This window comes from Streptomyces qaidamensis, from assembly GCF_001611795.1.
Lineage (GTDB): Bacteria > Actinomycetota > Actinomycetes > Streptomycetales > Streptomycetaceae > Streptomyces > Streptomyces qaidamensis.
This window is the reverse complement of record NZ_CP015098.1, coordinates 3,076,472-3,091,494: the sequence shown is the minus strand read 5'-3', so window position 1 is coordinate 3,091,494 and position 15,023 is coordinate 3,076,472. Positions and strand designations below refer to the sequence as shown.

Sequence of the window (15,023 nt, the reverse complement as noted above, 5' to 3'; positions counted from 1 at the left end):
GCAGCGGGGCGTTTACCCGAGCTTCCGGCGACCTACCCTGAAGATATGGGCGGGCCTGGAAACCCACCTGAGGGGACTCCCGAGGGCGCCCCCGGAGGTGGTGAGGACGAGTACCGATCCGTCGTCTTCGACGAGTCGTTCGTCCGTGCTGCCCGCCTCCAGGAGTTCTCCGCGCAGGAGCGCATCGCCGACCACGCGCCCGCCGTGCGGCGCCGGCCGCCCCTGCGCCGGCGTCTGTCCCGGCAGGCCCTCGTCCTGGTCCTGCTGATCGCCGTCGCCTTCGGCACCGCGATCTACATGGGCGTACGGCACCCCTACCAGGCCCCTGCCGCGCGGGAGCCCGTCGAGCCCCTGCGGATGACCGTCATCCCGCTCGTCCCCGAGGACAAGGTGCCCGGCACGGCCGACCTGGAGTACCTGTACGAGCACAGCCCCGCCGCACAGTTCAGGACCGGCGCGGAGGGCGTGCCGCTGCCCGCCTCGCGGCGCACCGAGCACTTCTCGGACAGTCAGGTCGTGAGCGCCCTGACCACCGCCAAGGACTACATCGTCCGGTCGGCCCTCGACCCGGAGGTGCTCACGGGCGGTGAGGTCCGCGCCGTCCGCGTGCTGCTCGACTCCGACCAGCTGGAACAGTTCGACCAGAGCTTCGCCCGCCCCACCGCCGACGGACGCCATGCCCCCACCGGCTGGCTCGTGCGCTTCGACCCCTCGCGCGCCGAGCTCGCCGACCGCAGGGTCCGGGTCCAGGGCACGCTGCAGGCCGCCGAGGCCGACTCGTCCACGCTGGAGGTCACGGCCGACCACACGTTCGTGTACGCGCTGCGGCCGGCCGGGGCCGGAGGCAAGGACGAGGTGTCCCTGTTCACCCTCCGGCGCGAGCTGCACTTCCGCTTCGACCGGGACGACCTGCGGCTGCACCAGGCCCAGCTCGTCGTCTCCTACGTCCAGGCCGGCCCGCTCTCCTGCGCGGAGGACTCCACGAACCACCTCCGGCCCCTCCTCGCCGGCCAGACGGCCAAGGAGGGCGGCCCCGCAGGCACCGACCCCTACGCCACGGGCAGCGCGACGGCCCTGTGCGGCACCCTGGCGACGAGCGCGCAGCCGAAGGTCTGAGGGGCTCCGAGGGGCCTAGTTCCCGTCGCGCGGCGGCCGGTCGTCCCCCGAGGGGTCCGGCGAGCCCGACTCCGGGTCCTGGGGCGGCTTCGGGGACGGGCCGGTGAAGCCGCCGAAGCCGCGGCGGACCCGGTCGCCCAGGTCGCCGGCGCCGCCCGCGAGGTCCGTGACCAGCTTCATCAGCGGGTCCTTCGAGCTCTTCACATGGGTGCTGTAGTGGTTCGCCGACTCCCGCCAGGAGTCCCGGACCGATGTGTCCTGGTCCTCGTCGCGGCGCGGGTAGTGGCCGTCCATGATCCGCTGGTAGTCCCGCGACTCGGCCCACTTCTTCAGCTCGGCCGCCCGCACGGTGGTGAAGGGGTGGGAGCGGGGCAGCACGTTCAGGATCTTCAGCACGGAGTCGCGCAGGTCGCCCCCGGCCTCGTACTCCTCGGCCTGGGCGAGGAACGCGTCCACGTTCATCTCGTGCAGGTGGTTGCCGCCCGCGATCTTCATCAGACCCCGCATGGAGGCCTGGAGGTCCTGCCCGACCAGCAGTCCCGCGCGGTCCGCGCTCAGCTCCGACTTGCGGAACCACTCCCGCAGCCCGGTCACGATCGCCATGATCGCGAGGTTGCCCAGGGGGATCCAGGCGACCCGGACGGCGAGGCTGGTCAGGAACAGCAGGATCGTCCGGTAGACGGAGTGCCCGGACAGCGCGTGCCCGACCTCGTGGCCGACGACCGCCCGCATCTCCTCCTCGTCGAGCAGCTCGACGAGGCCGGTGGTGACGACGATGATCGGCTCGTCCAGGCCGATGCACATCGCGTTCGGCTGCGGATCCTGGTTCACGTACATCGGCGGGACCTTCTCCAGGTCCAGGATGTAGCAGGCGTCCCGCAGCATCACGTTCAGATGGGCGAACTGCTGGTCCGACACCCGTACGGAGTCGGACAGGAACAGCAGCCGCAGACTGCGCTCGGGCAGCAGACCGCTGAGCGCCTTGAACACCGTGTCGAACCCGCTCAGCTTGCGCAGTGCCACCAGGGCGGAGCGGTCGGCCGGGTGTTCGTACGTACGCGAGGAGATCCCGGGGAAGCGCCTGCGCTGCCTGCTCGGCACGTGCTCGTGCCCGTTGTGCTCGTGGCCGTCGGACATGTCTTCCCCCATGCGTCTGTTGTGACCTTTGCGGCCCCTTGTGCGGCCTTTTGCTTCCCCGAGGCAGAGCCCAGCCTAGGCGGAGTTACGGTGGTCGGGCAGTACAGCGAAGGAGACCACCGCCATGGAGCACCACCCCGCATCCGCCTGGCTCGCCGAGGCCGCGAGCGCCGCCGAGAGGCAAGGGGGGCCGGGGATGCTGCGGTACGTACTGCTCGTGATGATCGTGGGCTGTGTGCTGACCGCGTGGTTCCTGCTGCGTGGCTACAGACGGAAGGACGACTGAGGCCACACGAAGGTTCCCCGCCGGGCCCCGGGACCGGGCCGGGCGGCGGCGCGTGTGACCGCCCGCGGGACGAACAGGCGGAGTCGGGGTGATCGCGCGGCGGGCGCCCGCTTACGATGAGCCGACGTCTTTAACCCGCCCACACGCGATAGGTCCTGCCGAAGATGAGCTTCCACAGCACCGCTGCCCAGTTGGTCACCCTCGCCGCCGAGGGCGAGGAGCACGGCGGAAACCACGAGAGCCTCAGCCCCTACCTCACCGGCGGCGGCGCGCTCTTCATCCTGCTGCTCCTGCTGTGGATCACCACCCGCTTCAACCGCGACCGCTGAGACCGGCGGGGCATCCCGCCGAGGATGCCCGGGGGACCACGGGGGCGGCCGGAGCCCTCAGGCAGGGCCGGTAGGGTCTGCACGCATGGGAGAGCAGGACATGCCTACCGGTCCGGCGCACGAGACGCCGCACGACCCGGCACAGGACACGGCGAGCGGAACCGAGCCACACTCGGAGCCCCGCCGTGCCTCCGCGGTGGCCGGCCGGACCGACGGCCCCGGAAAGAGCCCGTCGCGACCGGGCAAGCGCCGCCTCGGTGTCATGGGCGGCACGTTCGACCCGATCCACCACGGGCACCTGGTGGCGGCCAGCGAGGTCGCCGCGGCGTTCCACCTGGACGAGGTGGTCTTCGTGCCGACCGGCCAGCCCTGGCAGAAGACCCACCGCAGCGTCTCCCCGGCCGAGGACCGCTACCTGATGACGGTCATCGCGACCGCCGAGAACCCGCAGTTCTCCGTGAGCCGCATCGACATCGACCGCGGCGGCCCCACCTACACCGTGGACACCCTGCGCGACCTTCGCGCGCTCAACCCGGACACGGACCTGTTCTTCATCACCGGCGCCGACGCGCTCGCACAGATCCTCACCTGGCGGGACAGCGAGGAACTGTTCTCCCTGGCGCACTTCATCGGAGCCACCCGGCCCGGTCACCACCTGGACGACTCCGGCCTCCCCGAGGGCGGTGTCTCACTGGTGGAGGTTCCCGCTCTGGCCATCTCCTCCACCGACTGCCGTGCGAGAGTCGCCAAGGGCGATCCCATCTGGTACCTGGTGCCGGACGGAGTCGTGCGCTATATCGACAAGCGCGAGCTGTACCGCGGCGAGTGAGCCGAGAGGGGCACCGGTGAACGACCGATACGACGCGGGGGCTGCGGACCACGGCGCCGACCAGTACGAGCTCGTCGGCTACGACGAGTACGGTCAGCCTGTCTACCGGCAGGTCCGGCCCCAGCAGACCCAGCAGCAGACGTACGACCCGTACGCCCAGCAGACCCAGCAGTACGGTCAGGGCTACGGCTACGACCCGTACGCGCAGCAGGGCACGCAACCGCCCGCCTACGACTACGGCGCCTACGACCCGTACGCCACCGGCTCGCACCAGGGCGGCGGTCCCGCGCCGGGCACCGCGCACGACCCCTACGGCCAGACCGCCGCGACGGGAGCCACCGGCCGGCAGCCCCTCGCCGCCGAACAGACCGCGCAGCAGACCGCCCGCATCCCGCAGCAGGCCGGCCCGACGCACGACCAGGAAGCCCCCGCCGAGCCGCAACGGGATTACCACACCGAGCAGTTCGCCTTCGTCGAAGAACCGGACGCCAACTCCGAAGACGTCATCGACTGGCTGAAGTTCACCGAGAACCGCACCGAACGCCGCGAGGAGGCCCGGCGCCGGTCCCGCAGCCGGATCGTCGCCCTGGCGGTCGTGTTCGCGCTCGTCGCGGCCGGCGGCGTCGGCTACCTCTGGTACGCGGGGAAGCTGCCCGGCCTGTCCTCCGACGGCTCCGCGACCGGCACCGCGACGACCGCGGGCGCCCAGAAGCGCGACGTGATCGTCGTCCACCTGCACGACGTCAAGGGCGACGGCACCGCCACGGCCCTCCTGGTCGACAACACCACCACCCGGCGGGGCACCACCGTCCTGCTGCCCAACTCGCTCGCTCTGACCAGCGACGACGGCACCACGACGACCCTTGCCAAGTCGGTCGAGGACGACGGCTCCGACGGCACCCGCGAGGCGCTCGACACGGTCCTCGGCACCGACATCGAGGGCACCTGGCGCCTGGACACCCCCTACCTGCAGAACCTCGTCGACCTCGTCGGCAACATCGACGTGGACACCGATACCGACGTTCCCGACCCCAGCGCCAAGAAGAAGGGCACTGCCCCCCTGGTCAACCAGGGCCGGGACCAGACCCTCAGCGGCAAGATGGCCGTCGCCTACGCCACCTACCGCGCCCCCGGCGAGGCCCAGGACGCCCAGCTGGAGCGCTTCGGGCAGGTCCTGCAGAGCGTCCTGCGCAAGCTGTCCTCCGACCCGCAGGCCGCGACGACCACGATCCAGACGCTGCAGCAGATCCTCGATCCCTCCCTCACCGACAAGGACCTCGGCACCTTCCTCGCCGGGCTCTCCGACCTCGCCAAGGGCGGCGACTACAAGACGGACCTGCTGCCCGTCCAGAGCGACGGCACGCTCAGCGCCCAGACCGGCGCGGGGATCGTCAGGAACGTCCTCGGCGGCACCGCCAAGAGCCCCGACAAGGACGCCGCCGTCAGCGTCTCCGTCCAGAACGCCACCGGCGTCAAGGACAACACCGAACAGGCCCGCGTCGTGCTCCTCAACGGCGGCTTCACCTTCCTGGAAGGCGGCACCGGCACCGCCCGGGCCACCTCCGAGGTCGTCTACGCCGACGCCGCCGACAAGGCGAACGCCACCGAGGTCGCCAAGACCCTGGGCCTGCCCGCGGGCTCCGTGACCAAGGGGAAGATCTCCGGTGGCGCCGACGTCTCCGTCGTCCTCGGCCAGGACTACAAGCCGTCGTCCGACTAGACGGCGAGAGGGCGCCCCCACGTGATCCCCGTTATCGCGTAGGGGGCGCACGGCGGTCCGTGAGACCCTTGGTGGCAAGTGTCCGCCGACCGAAAGCCTTGCAGTGACCGTGACCGACCGCTCTCACGAGCTGATCAACACCGCCGCCCAGGCGGCTGCCGACAAGCTGGCCCACGACATCCTCGCCTACGACGTCAGTGACGTGCTGTCCATCACGGACGCCTTCCTGCTGGCCTCCGCGCCCAACGACCGCCAGGTCAAGGCGATCGTCGACGAGATCGAGGAGCGCCTCTCGAAGGAACTCGGCGCGAAGCCGGTCCGCCGCGAGGGCGACCGCGAGGCCCGCTGGGTGCTCCTCGACTACGTCGACATCGTCGTCCACGTGCAGCACAGCGAGGAGCGTGTCTTCTACGCCCTGGAGCGGCTGTGGAAGGACTGCCCCGAGCTCGAACTGCCCGAGGAGGCCAAGGCCACCCGCGGCAAGGCCGAGGAGCACGCCAAGCTGCGCGCGGCCGAGGAGGCGGCGGAGCTGGACGGTGACTGGCGGTGACCTCCTTCAGTGAGGCGTCCGCCGGAAAGGGCCGGGGCCGTCGCATCATCCTGTGGCGGCACGGCCAGACCGCGTGGAACGTGGAGCGCCGCTTCCAGGGCAGCACGGACGTCGAGCTGACCGAGACCGGGCTCGCCCAGGCCCGCCGCGCCGCCCGGCTGCTCGCCTCCCTGAAGCCGGACGCGATGGTCGCCTCCGACCTGCGGCGCGCCGCGGCCACGGCCGCCGAACTCGCCACGCTCACCGGCCTCGACATCACCCACGACGAGGCGCTGCGCGAGACCTACGCGGGCGTCTGGCAGGGCCTGACGCACGAGGAGATCATCGCCCGGCACGGCGACGAGTACGCCGCGTGGAAGCGCGGCGAGCCCGTACGCCGTGGCGGTGGCGAACTGGAGAGCGAGGTCGCCGACCGCGCCGCCCCCGTGGTGCTCCGGCACGCTGAGAAGCTCCCCGAGGACGGCACGCTCGTCGTGGTCAGCCACGGCGGCACGATCCGCACCACGATCGGCCGCCTGCTGGGGCTCGATCCCCGCCACTGGGAGAGCCTCGGCGGACTCTCCAACTGCTGCTGGTCCGTGCTCGGCGAAGGCGCCCGCGGCTGGCGCCTGCTGGAGCACAACGCCGGCACCCTGCCGGAACCGGTGCTCGGCGACGACGACTGACCCCGGATTTCACTTTCCGGCAGGTCGCAGGCTAAAGTTCTTCTTGTTCGCCCCGCCAGCGGGGAGACAGATAAACCATGCGGCTCCGCCGCGTGGGAGGGGCTATAGCTCAGTTGGTAGAGCGCCTGCATGGCATGCAGGAGGTCAGGAGTTCAATTCTCCTTAGCTCCACGTCAAGATCCCGTTCCCGGCCAGGGGGCGGGATTTTTCGTGCTCCGGCTTGAGTCACTCGGCCTTGCTGAGGCGTATACCTCTACGGCCCCGCCGGGTGCCGTGTCCGGACTGGTACTGAGGCGTCGCTGACCGTATTGGTCCGGCCGTGGCAGAATCAAACGGCCGGAAGGGGGCGCGGCCCGACGGGAGGAGTAGCGATGCCTGCGAGCATCCGCGAGGAGGTCGACCACCTCCTCGGAGCAGCATTCACACGGGACATGTCCACCCGCCTCAGCTGCCCTTCCTGCGGTTCCGCGCACGTGGCCCAGATGCTCGGCGACAACGGCGGGGTTTCCTACGTGTGCACGGCCTGCGGCCACAGCTGGAGCTGATCGATGGGTGCACACAGGCGGAAGTGCGACTGGTGCGGCAGCGGGACTCCGATCGTCCGCGACATGGAACCGATCAATCCCGACTACCAGTACTGGTGCGAGGAATGCGCGCGGGCGCTGATCATAAAAGGCGACCCGATCGAGACGTACCGCGAGTTGGAGGGGGAGCCGATCTACGGGCGGCTGCTGGAGGAGCACTGCACGCTCAAGCGGTTCTACTCGTTCGTCACGGCATAACGGGCATTTCGGGCGAAGTGAAACCGATTTGGTGTTGGGGCTGATGGGCCAGTAATGTTGGCTTCGCCGCCGGGGAAACCCGGCGGAGCACCGGCAAGGGGCTATAGCTCAGTTGGTAGAGCGCCTGCATGGCATGCAGGAGGTCAGGAGTTCAATTCTCCTTAGCTCCACAGAAGTTGAGAAGGCGGGCCATCCCATCGGATGGCCCGCCTTCTTGTCGTGGGTATGCGTACGGCGGGCCCCCTGGAAGGGAGCCCGCCGTACGTGTGCTCAGCGGCCGAGAGCGCGGCGGCCGCGGCCCTGGGAGAGGACCGGCAGGTTGCGGGACGGCGCACCCGGCGCGCCCGCCTCCTCGATGCGCAGCGCCAGCGCCGGGCAGCGACGCACCGCGCGTAGAGCCTTCGCCTCGGCGTACCGCGGCACCTGTGCCTGCGCCACGGTCGGGAAACCGTCGGCCCCCAGCTGGAACACCTCCGGGAGGATGTCCGCGCACAGTCCGTGGCCCCGGCACAGCGTCCAGTCGACGTAGATCTTCTGGCGGCTGGGGCCGTTCTCATCGGACTCGCCGCCGCCCGGGATGCCCGTCGGGGCCCTGCCGCCCTCGAAGAGCGGCAGAACGCCCTCCACGGGCCGTCCGCAGCCGTTGCCGAGGACGTGGGCGGCCAGGTCGTCCGTGAACGCCTTGATGGTCGATTCCAGGAACATCGCGGAGCCGTCCGGGTGCGAGCACGCGCCGCGCCGCTTCACGTTCTTGGCGACCTGCTTGAGCGCCTCCAGGGCGGCCGGTCCGCCGCCGTTGAGGATGTCCTCCAGGCCGCGCGCGGCGGCCGGCAGGCCGAGGTAGCAGGGGCCGCACTGACCCGCGCTCTCCTCGGCCAGCCACTGCGCCACCCGCAGCGACTCGCCCAGCGGGCAGGTGTCCTGAGTGATCGGCAGAATCGCGCCGGCGCCGAGCGCGCCGCCCACGGCGTCCAGGGAGTTGCGGGAGACGATCGCCTCGTTGACCGTCGCCGCGTCGATCCACTTGCCGTGGTAGCCGCCGGTGAGCACGCCCTGCGGTACCGGCGGTGCGCCGGCGAGCTGCAGGACGTACCGCAGGGGCACGCCCGTCGGGACCTCGATCACCATGGGGCGGGCGACCGCGCCGGACACCGTGAGCATGACGGTGCCGGGCTCGTCGTACAGGCCGGTGTTGCCGTAGCGCTCCGGGCCGATGCGGGCGGCGATCGCCAGCTGGGCGAAGGTCTCGGCGTTGGACAGCAGGGTGGGTGCGCCGCCGACGCCGTTCTGCGAGGCGCTGACCTTGCGGCCGGGCGGGATGGCCGGCCCGCCGTCGATCGAGCGGATCAGCGAGGCGGCGGCACCGGTGACCATGCGGACCGGATTGCGCTGGACACGCGCGCGCAGCGCCGAGCGGCGGCCGTTGTTGAGGCCGCGTTCGGCGAGCGCGGCCTCCATGGAGCGCTGGGTCGACTCACGGGTGACCCCCACCACGAGCGTGCGGGCACCCAGGGCCTCGGCGCACAGCAGCGCGCCGTCCAGGATCAGATGAGGAGCACGGTTGATCAGCACCGTGTCCTTGCGGCAGGCCGGCTCGTCCTCGCTGCCGTTCACGACGACGACGGGCCGGACGCCGCGCTTGATCGCCGCCTCGGCGACCGAGCGCAGCTTCTTGTGGAAGGGGAAGCCCGCGCCGCCGCGGCCCTTCAGGTTGATGCGTTCGGCGAGTTGCGCGAGCTGCTCGCCGCCCATCGGTTCGAGCGGCCCGTGCACCTTGAGGTGCATGGGCAGATCGAGCCGATCGACAAGGTCGAAGCCCGACGTGAGCTGAGGAAGGCCGACGACGCGGACTTCGGGTACGTCGGGCAGGGCCTCGTTCACTTAAAGCCTCCGGAAGGCGTGTTCCAAGGTTCGCCCGATCCCGGAGCGTCGAAGTCATAGGACGCACCGGGCGTTGTTTCAGTGGCGGGACCGCTGTTGTACGTGTCGTTCGGGTAGTACGTGTCGTAGACGGCATTCGTCTCACCCGTGTCGTACACGTCACTCGATCCAAAGCCGGAGACGCCTGGATTGCCATAGGCCGGGATGCTTTGTCCCGTGTCCTGCAGGGGGTCGTAGGGCGGGATGTTGAAGCCCGTGTCCTGGAGCGGGTCGTAGGCCGACGGCGGGGCCTCGCCGACCGGCGGCGGGGACGGTATCGGCCAGTTGCCCGAGGTGCTGGAGGGGCCGTCCACGGTCGGGATGGTCTCGGTGGGCTGCAAGTCCAGCGGCAGCTGCATGCTGGTGGTCGGCCCGGGCGCGAAGGCCTGCTGCCCCTGAGGCGGGCCCGAGACGGCCCGGTAGGCGGCGGCGAAGCCGTTCGCCGGTTCCTTGGCCGCGGGGCGTTCCGCCTTCTCGTACAGCGGCCCGGACGGGGACGCCGATGGGCGGGCGGCTGCCTCCCGGCCGTCGTAGCCGGGCAGCGCGGAGCCGCCGCCGGCCCGGGCCCGGCTCTCCTCCAGATCCCTGCGGCCCAGGCCCTCACCGGGCCCGATCAGCGAGGCGACCTTGTCGGCGACCTGGCGCTTGACCTGGCGCGGAGCCGCGCGCAGGGCGAGGGCGCCGGCCACGCCGGCCAGGGACAGGCAGTACAGGATGACGAAGATCGGCTTGGCCGGGCGACCCGCGTAGAGGCCGTGGACCAGGGCGGCGCACCAGGCCGGGTAGGCCAGCATGTGCATGGCCCGCCAGCGGGCCGCGACAGGGGCGGGGGACGCGAAGCGGTTGCGCAGCACGCCGGTGATGCCCACGAAGATCATGAGCATGCCTGCCAGGGTGCCCAGGCCGATCAGGAACGACCTGCCCCCGACCAGCTCCTCGTCGGTGAACACCAGCCCGAAGGGGATCACCGCCGCGATCCACGAGGTGTGGGACAGCGCCAGCTTCACGCCGATGTGCACCAGCAGGAAGAGGATCGAGGCGACGGCCGTGGTCCGGTGCACGGCCTGCGCCAGGATGCGGCGGCGGGCGTCGAGGAGGACCCGGTCCTGGGCGACCAGCCCCCAGATCACCGAGCACGTCAGACACACGAGGGACAGCACACCCGCACCGAAGTTGAGGAACTCGGCGAACGAGTCGTCTGCCGTGGAGTCGTAGGGGTTCACGACTTGCCTCCCCACGTCCCGGCGACCGGGGGTAGGGAGGTGTTACTGCGATGAGGGTTCATGGGGGCAACTCCGAGCGGTTCGGGAAAGCAGCGGTCCCGCTGCCGAACTCTAAGCGGAGTCATACCGGTGGGTACGAGGTTTGAGTTATTGCGCTGTTATCAAAGGACAATCTGGCTGCTGCGATGTCCTTTAGTGGCTGTTACGCGAAGTAACCATTGACCTTGGTTCAGCTTGTTTGACACCGAGACGGCCCCTCGGCAGCGCGTCGCGACGCGCTGGGGGCCTGCGGTACCCTAGCGCCATGCGTGCCGTACGCCTTCTGCTTAGCGGGCCGCGCTGATCAGTCCCGGCCACCGGACGAACCGAGTGGCCGGCATCGGCGCGGCGTCCCCTCCTGTGCGAGGGGATTTTTCGTTTCTCGAACCAGACAGCCGCAGGCAGAGACGATCGATGGAGCTTTGAGGATCATGAGCGAGACGAACCCCGCCGCCACCTCCGAGGTGGCGGCGCCGCACCGCTACACGGCCGCCATGGCTGCCGAGATCGAGGCACGCTGGCAGGACTTCTGGGACGCCGACGGCACCTACGCCGCACCGAACCCCAAGGGCGACCTGGCCGGTGACCGGGAGACCGTCGACCGCCCCAAGAAGTTCATCATGGACATGTTCCCGTACCCCTCCGGTGCGGGCCTGCACGTCGGCCACCCGCTGGGCTACATCGCCACGGACGTCTTCGCCCGCTTCCAGCGGATGACCGGCCACAACGTCCTGCACACCCTGGGCTTCGACGCCTTCGGCCTGCCCGCCGAGCAGTACGCGGTGCAGACCGGCACGCACCCGCGCGTGTCCACCGAAGCCAACATGGAGAACATGAAGTCCCAGCTGCGCCGGCTGGGCCTGGGCCACGACAAGCGCCGGTCGTTCGCCACGATCGACCCGGACTACTACAAGTGGACCCAGTGGATCTTCCTGAAGATCTTCAACTCCTGGTACGACCACGAGGCCGGCAGGGCCCGCCCGATCGCCGAGCTGGTCGCCGCGTTCGAGTCCGGTGAACGGCCCGTACCAGGGCACACGCGCGCGTGGAGCGAGCTGAGCGCCGCCGAGAAGGCCGACGTCCTGGGCGAGTTCCGGCTGGCCTACGCCTCCGACGCGCCGGTCAACTGGTGCCCCGGGCTGGGCACCGTGCTGGCCAACGAGGAGGTCACCGCCGAAGGCCGCTCCGAGCGCGGCAACTTCCCGGTCTTCAAGGCCAAGCTGCGCCAGTGGAACATGCGCATCACGGCCTACGCCGACCGGCTGCTGGAAGACCTGGAGGAGCTGGACTGGCCCGAGGCCATCAAGCTGCAGCAGCGCAACTGGATCGGCCGCAGCGAGGGTGCCCGCGTCGACTTCCCCATCGACGGCGAGCGCATCACCGTCTTCACCACCCGCCCCGACACCCTGTTCGGCGCCACCTACATGGTGCTGGCGCCCGAGCACCCGCTGGTGGAGAAGTTCACCCCGGCCGCCTGGCCCGAGGGCACGCACGACGTCTGGACCGGCGGTCACGCGACCCCGGGCGAGGCCGTCGCCGCCTACCGCGCCCAGGCCGCCTCGAAGTCCGACGTGGAGCGCCAGGCCGAGGCCAAGGACAAGACCGGCGTCTTCATCGGCGCGTACGCCACCAACCCGGTCAACGGCGAGCAGGTCCCGGTCTTCATCGCCGACTACGTCCTGATGGGCTACGGCACCGGCGCGATCATGGCCGTCCCGGCCGGTGACCAGCGCGACTTCGAGTTCGCGCGCGCCTTCGAGCTGCCGATCACCTGCATCGTCGAGCCGACCGACGGCCGCGGCACGGACACCTCCACCTGGGAGAACGCCTTCTCGTCGTACGACGCGAAGATCATCAACTCCTCGAACGGCGAGGTCAGCCTGGACGGCCTGGACGTCGCCGGGGCCAAGGCGCGCATCACCGAGTGGCTGGAGCGGTCCGGCGTCGGCGAGGGCACCGTCAACTTCCGGCTGCGCGACTGGCTGTTCAGCCGCCAGCGCTACTGGGGCGAGCCCTTCCCGATCGTCTACGACGAGGACGGCATCGCCCACGCGCTGCCCGAGTCGATGCTGCCCCTGGAGCTGCCCGAGGTCGAGGACTACTCGCCGCGCACCTTCGACCCGGACGACGCCGACACCCAGCCCGAGACGCCGCTGTCCCGCAACGAGGACTGGGTGAACGTCACGCTGGACCTGGGTGACGGACGGGGCCCGCGCCCGTACCGGCGCGAGACCAACACCATGCCCAACTGGGCCGGTTCCTGCTGGTACGAACTGCGCTACCTGGACCCGCACAACTCCGAGAAGCTGGTCGACCCCGAGATCGAGCAGTACTGGATGGGCCCGCGCGAGGGCCGGCCGCACGGCGGTGTCGACCTGTACGTCGGCGGCGCCGAGCACGCCGTGCTGCACCTGCTGTACGCGCGCTTCTGGTCCAAGGTCCTGTACGACCTGGGTCACGTCTCGTCCGCCGAGCCGTTCCACAAGCTGTTCAACCAGGGCATGATCCAGGCCTACGTGTACCGCGACAGCCGTGGCATCGCGGTGCCGGCCGCCGAGGTGGAGGAGCGCGACGGCGCGTACTGGTACCAGGGCGAGAAGGTCTCCCGGCTGCTGGGCAAGATGGGCAAGTCCCTGAAGAACGCGGTCACTCCGGACGAGATCTGCGCCGAGTACGGAGCCGACACGCTGCGCCTGTACGAGATGGCGATGGGCCCGCTGGACGTCTCCCGGCCGTGGGACACGCGCGCGGTGGTCGGCCAGTTCCGGCTGCTGCAGCGGCTGTGGCGCAACATCGTCGACGAGGCGACCGGCGAGGTCACCGTCGTCGACACCGAGCCCGGTGAGGAGACGCTGCGTGCCCTGCACAAGGCGATCGACGGGGTCGGCGGCGACCTGGAGGGCATGCGGTTCAACACCGCCATCGCCAAGGTCACCGAGCTGAACAACCACCTGACCAAGGTGGGCGGGCCCGTGTCCCGCCCGGTCGCCGAGGCCCTGGTGCTGATGGTCGCGCCGCTGGCCCCGCACATCGCCGAGGAGCTGTGGCGCCGGCTGGGGCACACCGACTCGGTGGTGCACCAGGACTTCCCGGTGGCCGACCCGGCGTACGTCGTCGACGAGACCGTGACCTGCGTCGTGCAGATCAAGGGCAAGGTCAAGGCGCGGCTGGAGGTCGCGCCGTCGATCTCCGACGACGAGCTGGAGAAGGCCGCGCTGGCGGACGAGAAGGTCGTCGCCGCGCTGGGCGGTGCCGGGATCCGGAAGGTGATCGTGCGCGCGCCGAAGCTGGTGAACATCGTTCCGGCGTAGCTGCCGGGGCGGGCGAACCGCTCTCTGTGCTGTCCCTTGTGGGCGGGGCCCCTCGGGGCCCCTTATGGGCCGTCCCCTCGCGGGGTGGTCCCTCTCGGGGTGGTCCCCTACGGGCAGGTTCGGGGTTTTACTGGAACTCCGGACCTGCCCGTTGCGTTTACCGTTGAAGAGCGACGCGAAGCGCCGTGACGTCCGAGGAGGAGCCCTTGTGGATGCAGTGATCGCCGTCTTCGCCCTGCTCTTCGTGCTCCTGTTCGGGCTCGGGGCGTACGCCACCGTGAAGGCGGTCGGCGCCGCCAAGCGCGGCGTGGACCGCGGCATCACCCAGGCCCGCCGCACGGTCGAGGAGCACACACTGCGCGCCAAGTCCTTCGCCCAGCCCGGCGCCGCGGGCGAACTCGCCCAGCTCCGGCTGAAGCTGCGCACCTCGATGCGCGCCACGCAGGACGCGCTGCACGCGGCCGTCGCCGAGGACGAGTCCCTGAAGGAGTCCGTCGGCCTCTTCGAACGGCTCAGCGCGCACGGCCACGAGCTGGACGACGAACTCAAGCGCCTGGAGTCCGAGCCGGACCGCGCCGCGCTCACCGAGCGGCTGCCCGGGCTGCGCGAGCGCACCGAACGCATCACGCACTCGGCCGACTCGCTGCGCTGGGCGGCCCGCGACCGGGCCCGCCGCTTCGCGGACGACGACCTGGACTCGCTCAGCGCCCAGATCGACCTGGAGTCCGGGGCGCTGCGGCACTGGACGGCTCCGGAGCCGCAACCCACGTCCTCCACGCAGCCCCCGTCCTCGGCACAGTCCGCTTCCACGAGGCAGCAGGCCTCGTCCTCGGAACAGTCCGCGTCCGCCCGGCAGCAGGCCTCGTCGGCGCAGTCCGCGCCGCCGCCGTGGCCCGAGGCGCCCGCCGCCGATGCCGCCACGGCCGGTCAGACCTGGCCGGACACAGCGCAGTCCGGCTCCGCGCAGGAGCCGGTGCGGCCCGCCATCACGCCGCCGGCAGCGCGCCCGACCTACCCCTGGCAGAAGAAGCCCCGCCCCGAGAGCACCACTTGATCCGGCCACGCGCGCCGCAGGGCGCAGGGGCCGGACTGCCGCACGGGCGCTACGGCAGGTAA

At 70.7% G+C, this 15,023-nt stretch carries 14 protein-coding genes and 2 tRNA genes; 13 read left to right on the top strand and 3 right to left on the bottom strand.

What is annotated here, in order from left to right; translation table 11 throughout:
• The first annotated feature begins 45 nt into the window (after window positions 1-45).
• Window positions 46-1,116: an SCO2583 family membrane protein gene (locus tag A4E84_RS13535; protein ID WP_062926820.1), complete on the top strand. Its 1,071-nt coding sequence runs from the start codon at window positions 46-48 to the stop codon at window positions 1,114-1,116.
• A 15-nt stretch (window positions 1,117-1,131) separates the two neighbouring features.
• Here A4E84_RS13535 and A4E84_RS13530 read toward each other — a convergent pair whose 3' ends face one another.
• Complete coding sequence (locus tag A4E84_RS13530; protein WP_062926819.1) at window positions 1,132-2,253, bottom strand: M48 family metallopeptidase; 1,122 nt, start codon at window positions 2,251-2,253, stop codon at window positions 1,132-1,134.
• A 124-nt stretch (window positions 2,254-2,377) separates the two neighbouring features.
• Here A4E84_RS13530 and A4E84_RS43430 point away from each other — a divergent pair, with 124 nt between their 5' ends.
• The 10 genes from A4E84_RS43430 (at window position 2,378) to A4E84_RS13495 (ending at window position 7,584) form a co-directional block, all read left to right on the top strand.
• The gene (locus tag A4E84_RS43430) at window positions 2,378-2,539 is read left to right on the top strand and encodes a hypothetical protein (RefSeq protein WP_033306370.1); all 162 of its coding nucleotides are present in this window, start codon (window positions 2,378-2,380) and stop codon (window positions 2,537-2,539) included.
• Window positions 2,540-2,703: 164 nt separating this feature from the next.
• Window positions 2,704-2,868, top strand: coding sequence for a hypothetical protein (locus A4E84_RS43425; protein WP_003990192.1), 165 nt, complete (start codon window positions 2,704-2,706; stop codon window positions 2,866-2,868).
• Window positions 2,869-2,953: 85 nt separating this feature from the next.
• Window positions 2,954-3,697: a nicotinate-nucleotide adenylyltransferase gene (gene nadD, locus A4E84_RS13525; RefSeq protein ID WP_062926818.1), complete on the top strand. Its 744-nt coding sequence runs from the start codon at window positions 2,954-2,956 to the stop codon at window positions 3,695-3,697.
• Between the two features lie 16 nt (window positions 3,698-3,713).
• Entirely contained in the window at window positions 3,714-5,417 is a 1,704-nt protein-coding gene (locus A4E84_RS13520) for an LCP family protein (RefSeq protein WP_062926817.1), read from the top strand.
• A 103-nt stretch (window positions 5,418-5,520) separates the two neighbouring features.
• The gene (rsfS, locus tag A4E84_RS13515) at window positions 5,521-5,967 is read left to right on the top strand and encodes a ribosome silencing factor (protein WP_062926816.1); all 447 of its coding nucleotides are present in this window, start codon (window positions 5,521-5,523) and stop codon (window positions 5,965-5,967) included.
• The gene (locus A4E84_RS13510; protein WP_079128958.1) at window positions 5,958-6,632 is read left to right on the top strand and encodes a histidine phosphatase family protein; all 675 of its coding nucleotides are present in this window, start codon (window positions 5,958-5,960) and stop codon (window positions 6,630-6,632) included. The genes rsfS and A4E84_RS13510 overlap by 10 nt, the downstream gene beginning before the upstream one ends.
• Before the next feature lie 98 nt (window positions 6,633-6,730).
• Window positions 6,731-6,803 (top strand) — tRNA-Ala (locus A4E84_RS13505).
• Window positions 6,804-7,003: 200 nt separating this feature from the next.
• Window positions 7,004-7,177: a hypothetical protein gene (locus tag A4E84_RS43420; RefSeq protein WP_106974245.1), complete on the top strand. Its 174-nt coding sequence runs from the start codon at window positions 7,004-7,006 to the stop codon at window positions 7,175-7,177.
• A gap of 3 nt (window positions 7,178-7,180) precedes the next feature.
• Window positions 7,181-7,414: a hypothetical protein gene (locus A4E84_RS13500; protein WP_006136074.1), complete on the top strand. Its 234-nt coding sequence runs from the start codon at window positions 7,181-7,183 to the stop codon at window positions 7,412-7,414.
• 97 nt (window positions 7,415-7,511) lie between these two features.
• Window positions 7,512-7,584: transfer RNA gene (locus A4E84_RS13495), tRNA-Ala, on the top strand.
• Between the two features lie 100 nt (window positions 7,585-7,684).
• Here A4E84_RS13495 and A4E84_RS13490 read toward each other — a convergent pair.
• Together A4E84_RS13490 and A4E84_RS13485 are read right to left on the bottom strand one after the other, a co-directional pair.
• Window positions 7,685-9,295 carry an NADH-quinone oxidoreductase subunit NuoF family protein gene (locus A4E84_RS13490; protein WP_062926814.1) on the bottom strand — a complete coding sequence of 537 codons (1,611 nt, stop codon included), beginning with the start codon at window positions 9,293-9,295 and terminating at the stop codon, window positions 7,685-7,687.
• Window positions 9,292-10,557 carry a ferric reductase-like transmembrane domain-containing protein gene (locus A4E84_RS13485; RefSeq protein ID WP_062926813.1) on the bottom strand — a complete coding sequence of 422 codons (1,266 nt, stop codon included), beginning with the start codon at window positions 10,555-10,557 and terminating at the stop codon, window positions 9,292-9,294. Before A4E84_RS13485 ends, A4E84_RS13490 begins: the two co-directional genes overlap by 4 nt.
• Window positions 10,558-11,027: 470 nt before the next feature.
• Here A4E84_RS13485 and leuS point away from each other — a divergent pair, with 470 nt between their 5' ends.
• Both leuS and A4E84_RS13475 read left to right on the top strand, forming a co-directional pair.
• On the top strand, window positions 11,028-13,907 hold the full coding sequence (leuS, locus tag A4E84_RS13480; protein WP_062926812.1) for a leucine--tRNA ligase: 2,880 nt from the start codon (window positions 11,028-11,030) through the stop codon (window positions 13,905-13,907).
• Between the two features lie 208 nt (window positions 13,908-14,115).
• Window positions 14,116-14,961, top strand: coding sequence for a hypothetical protein (locus A4E84_RS13475; protein WP_062926811.1), 846 nt, complete (start codon window positions 14,116-14,118; stop codon window positions 14,959-14,961).
• Window positions 14,962-15,023: the final 62 nt, after the last annotated feature.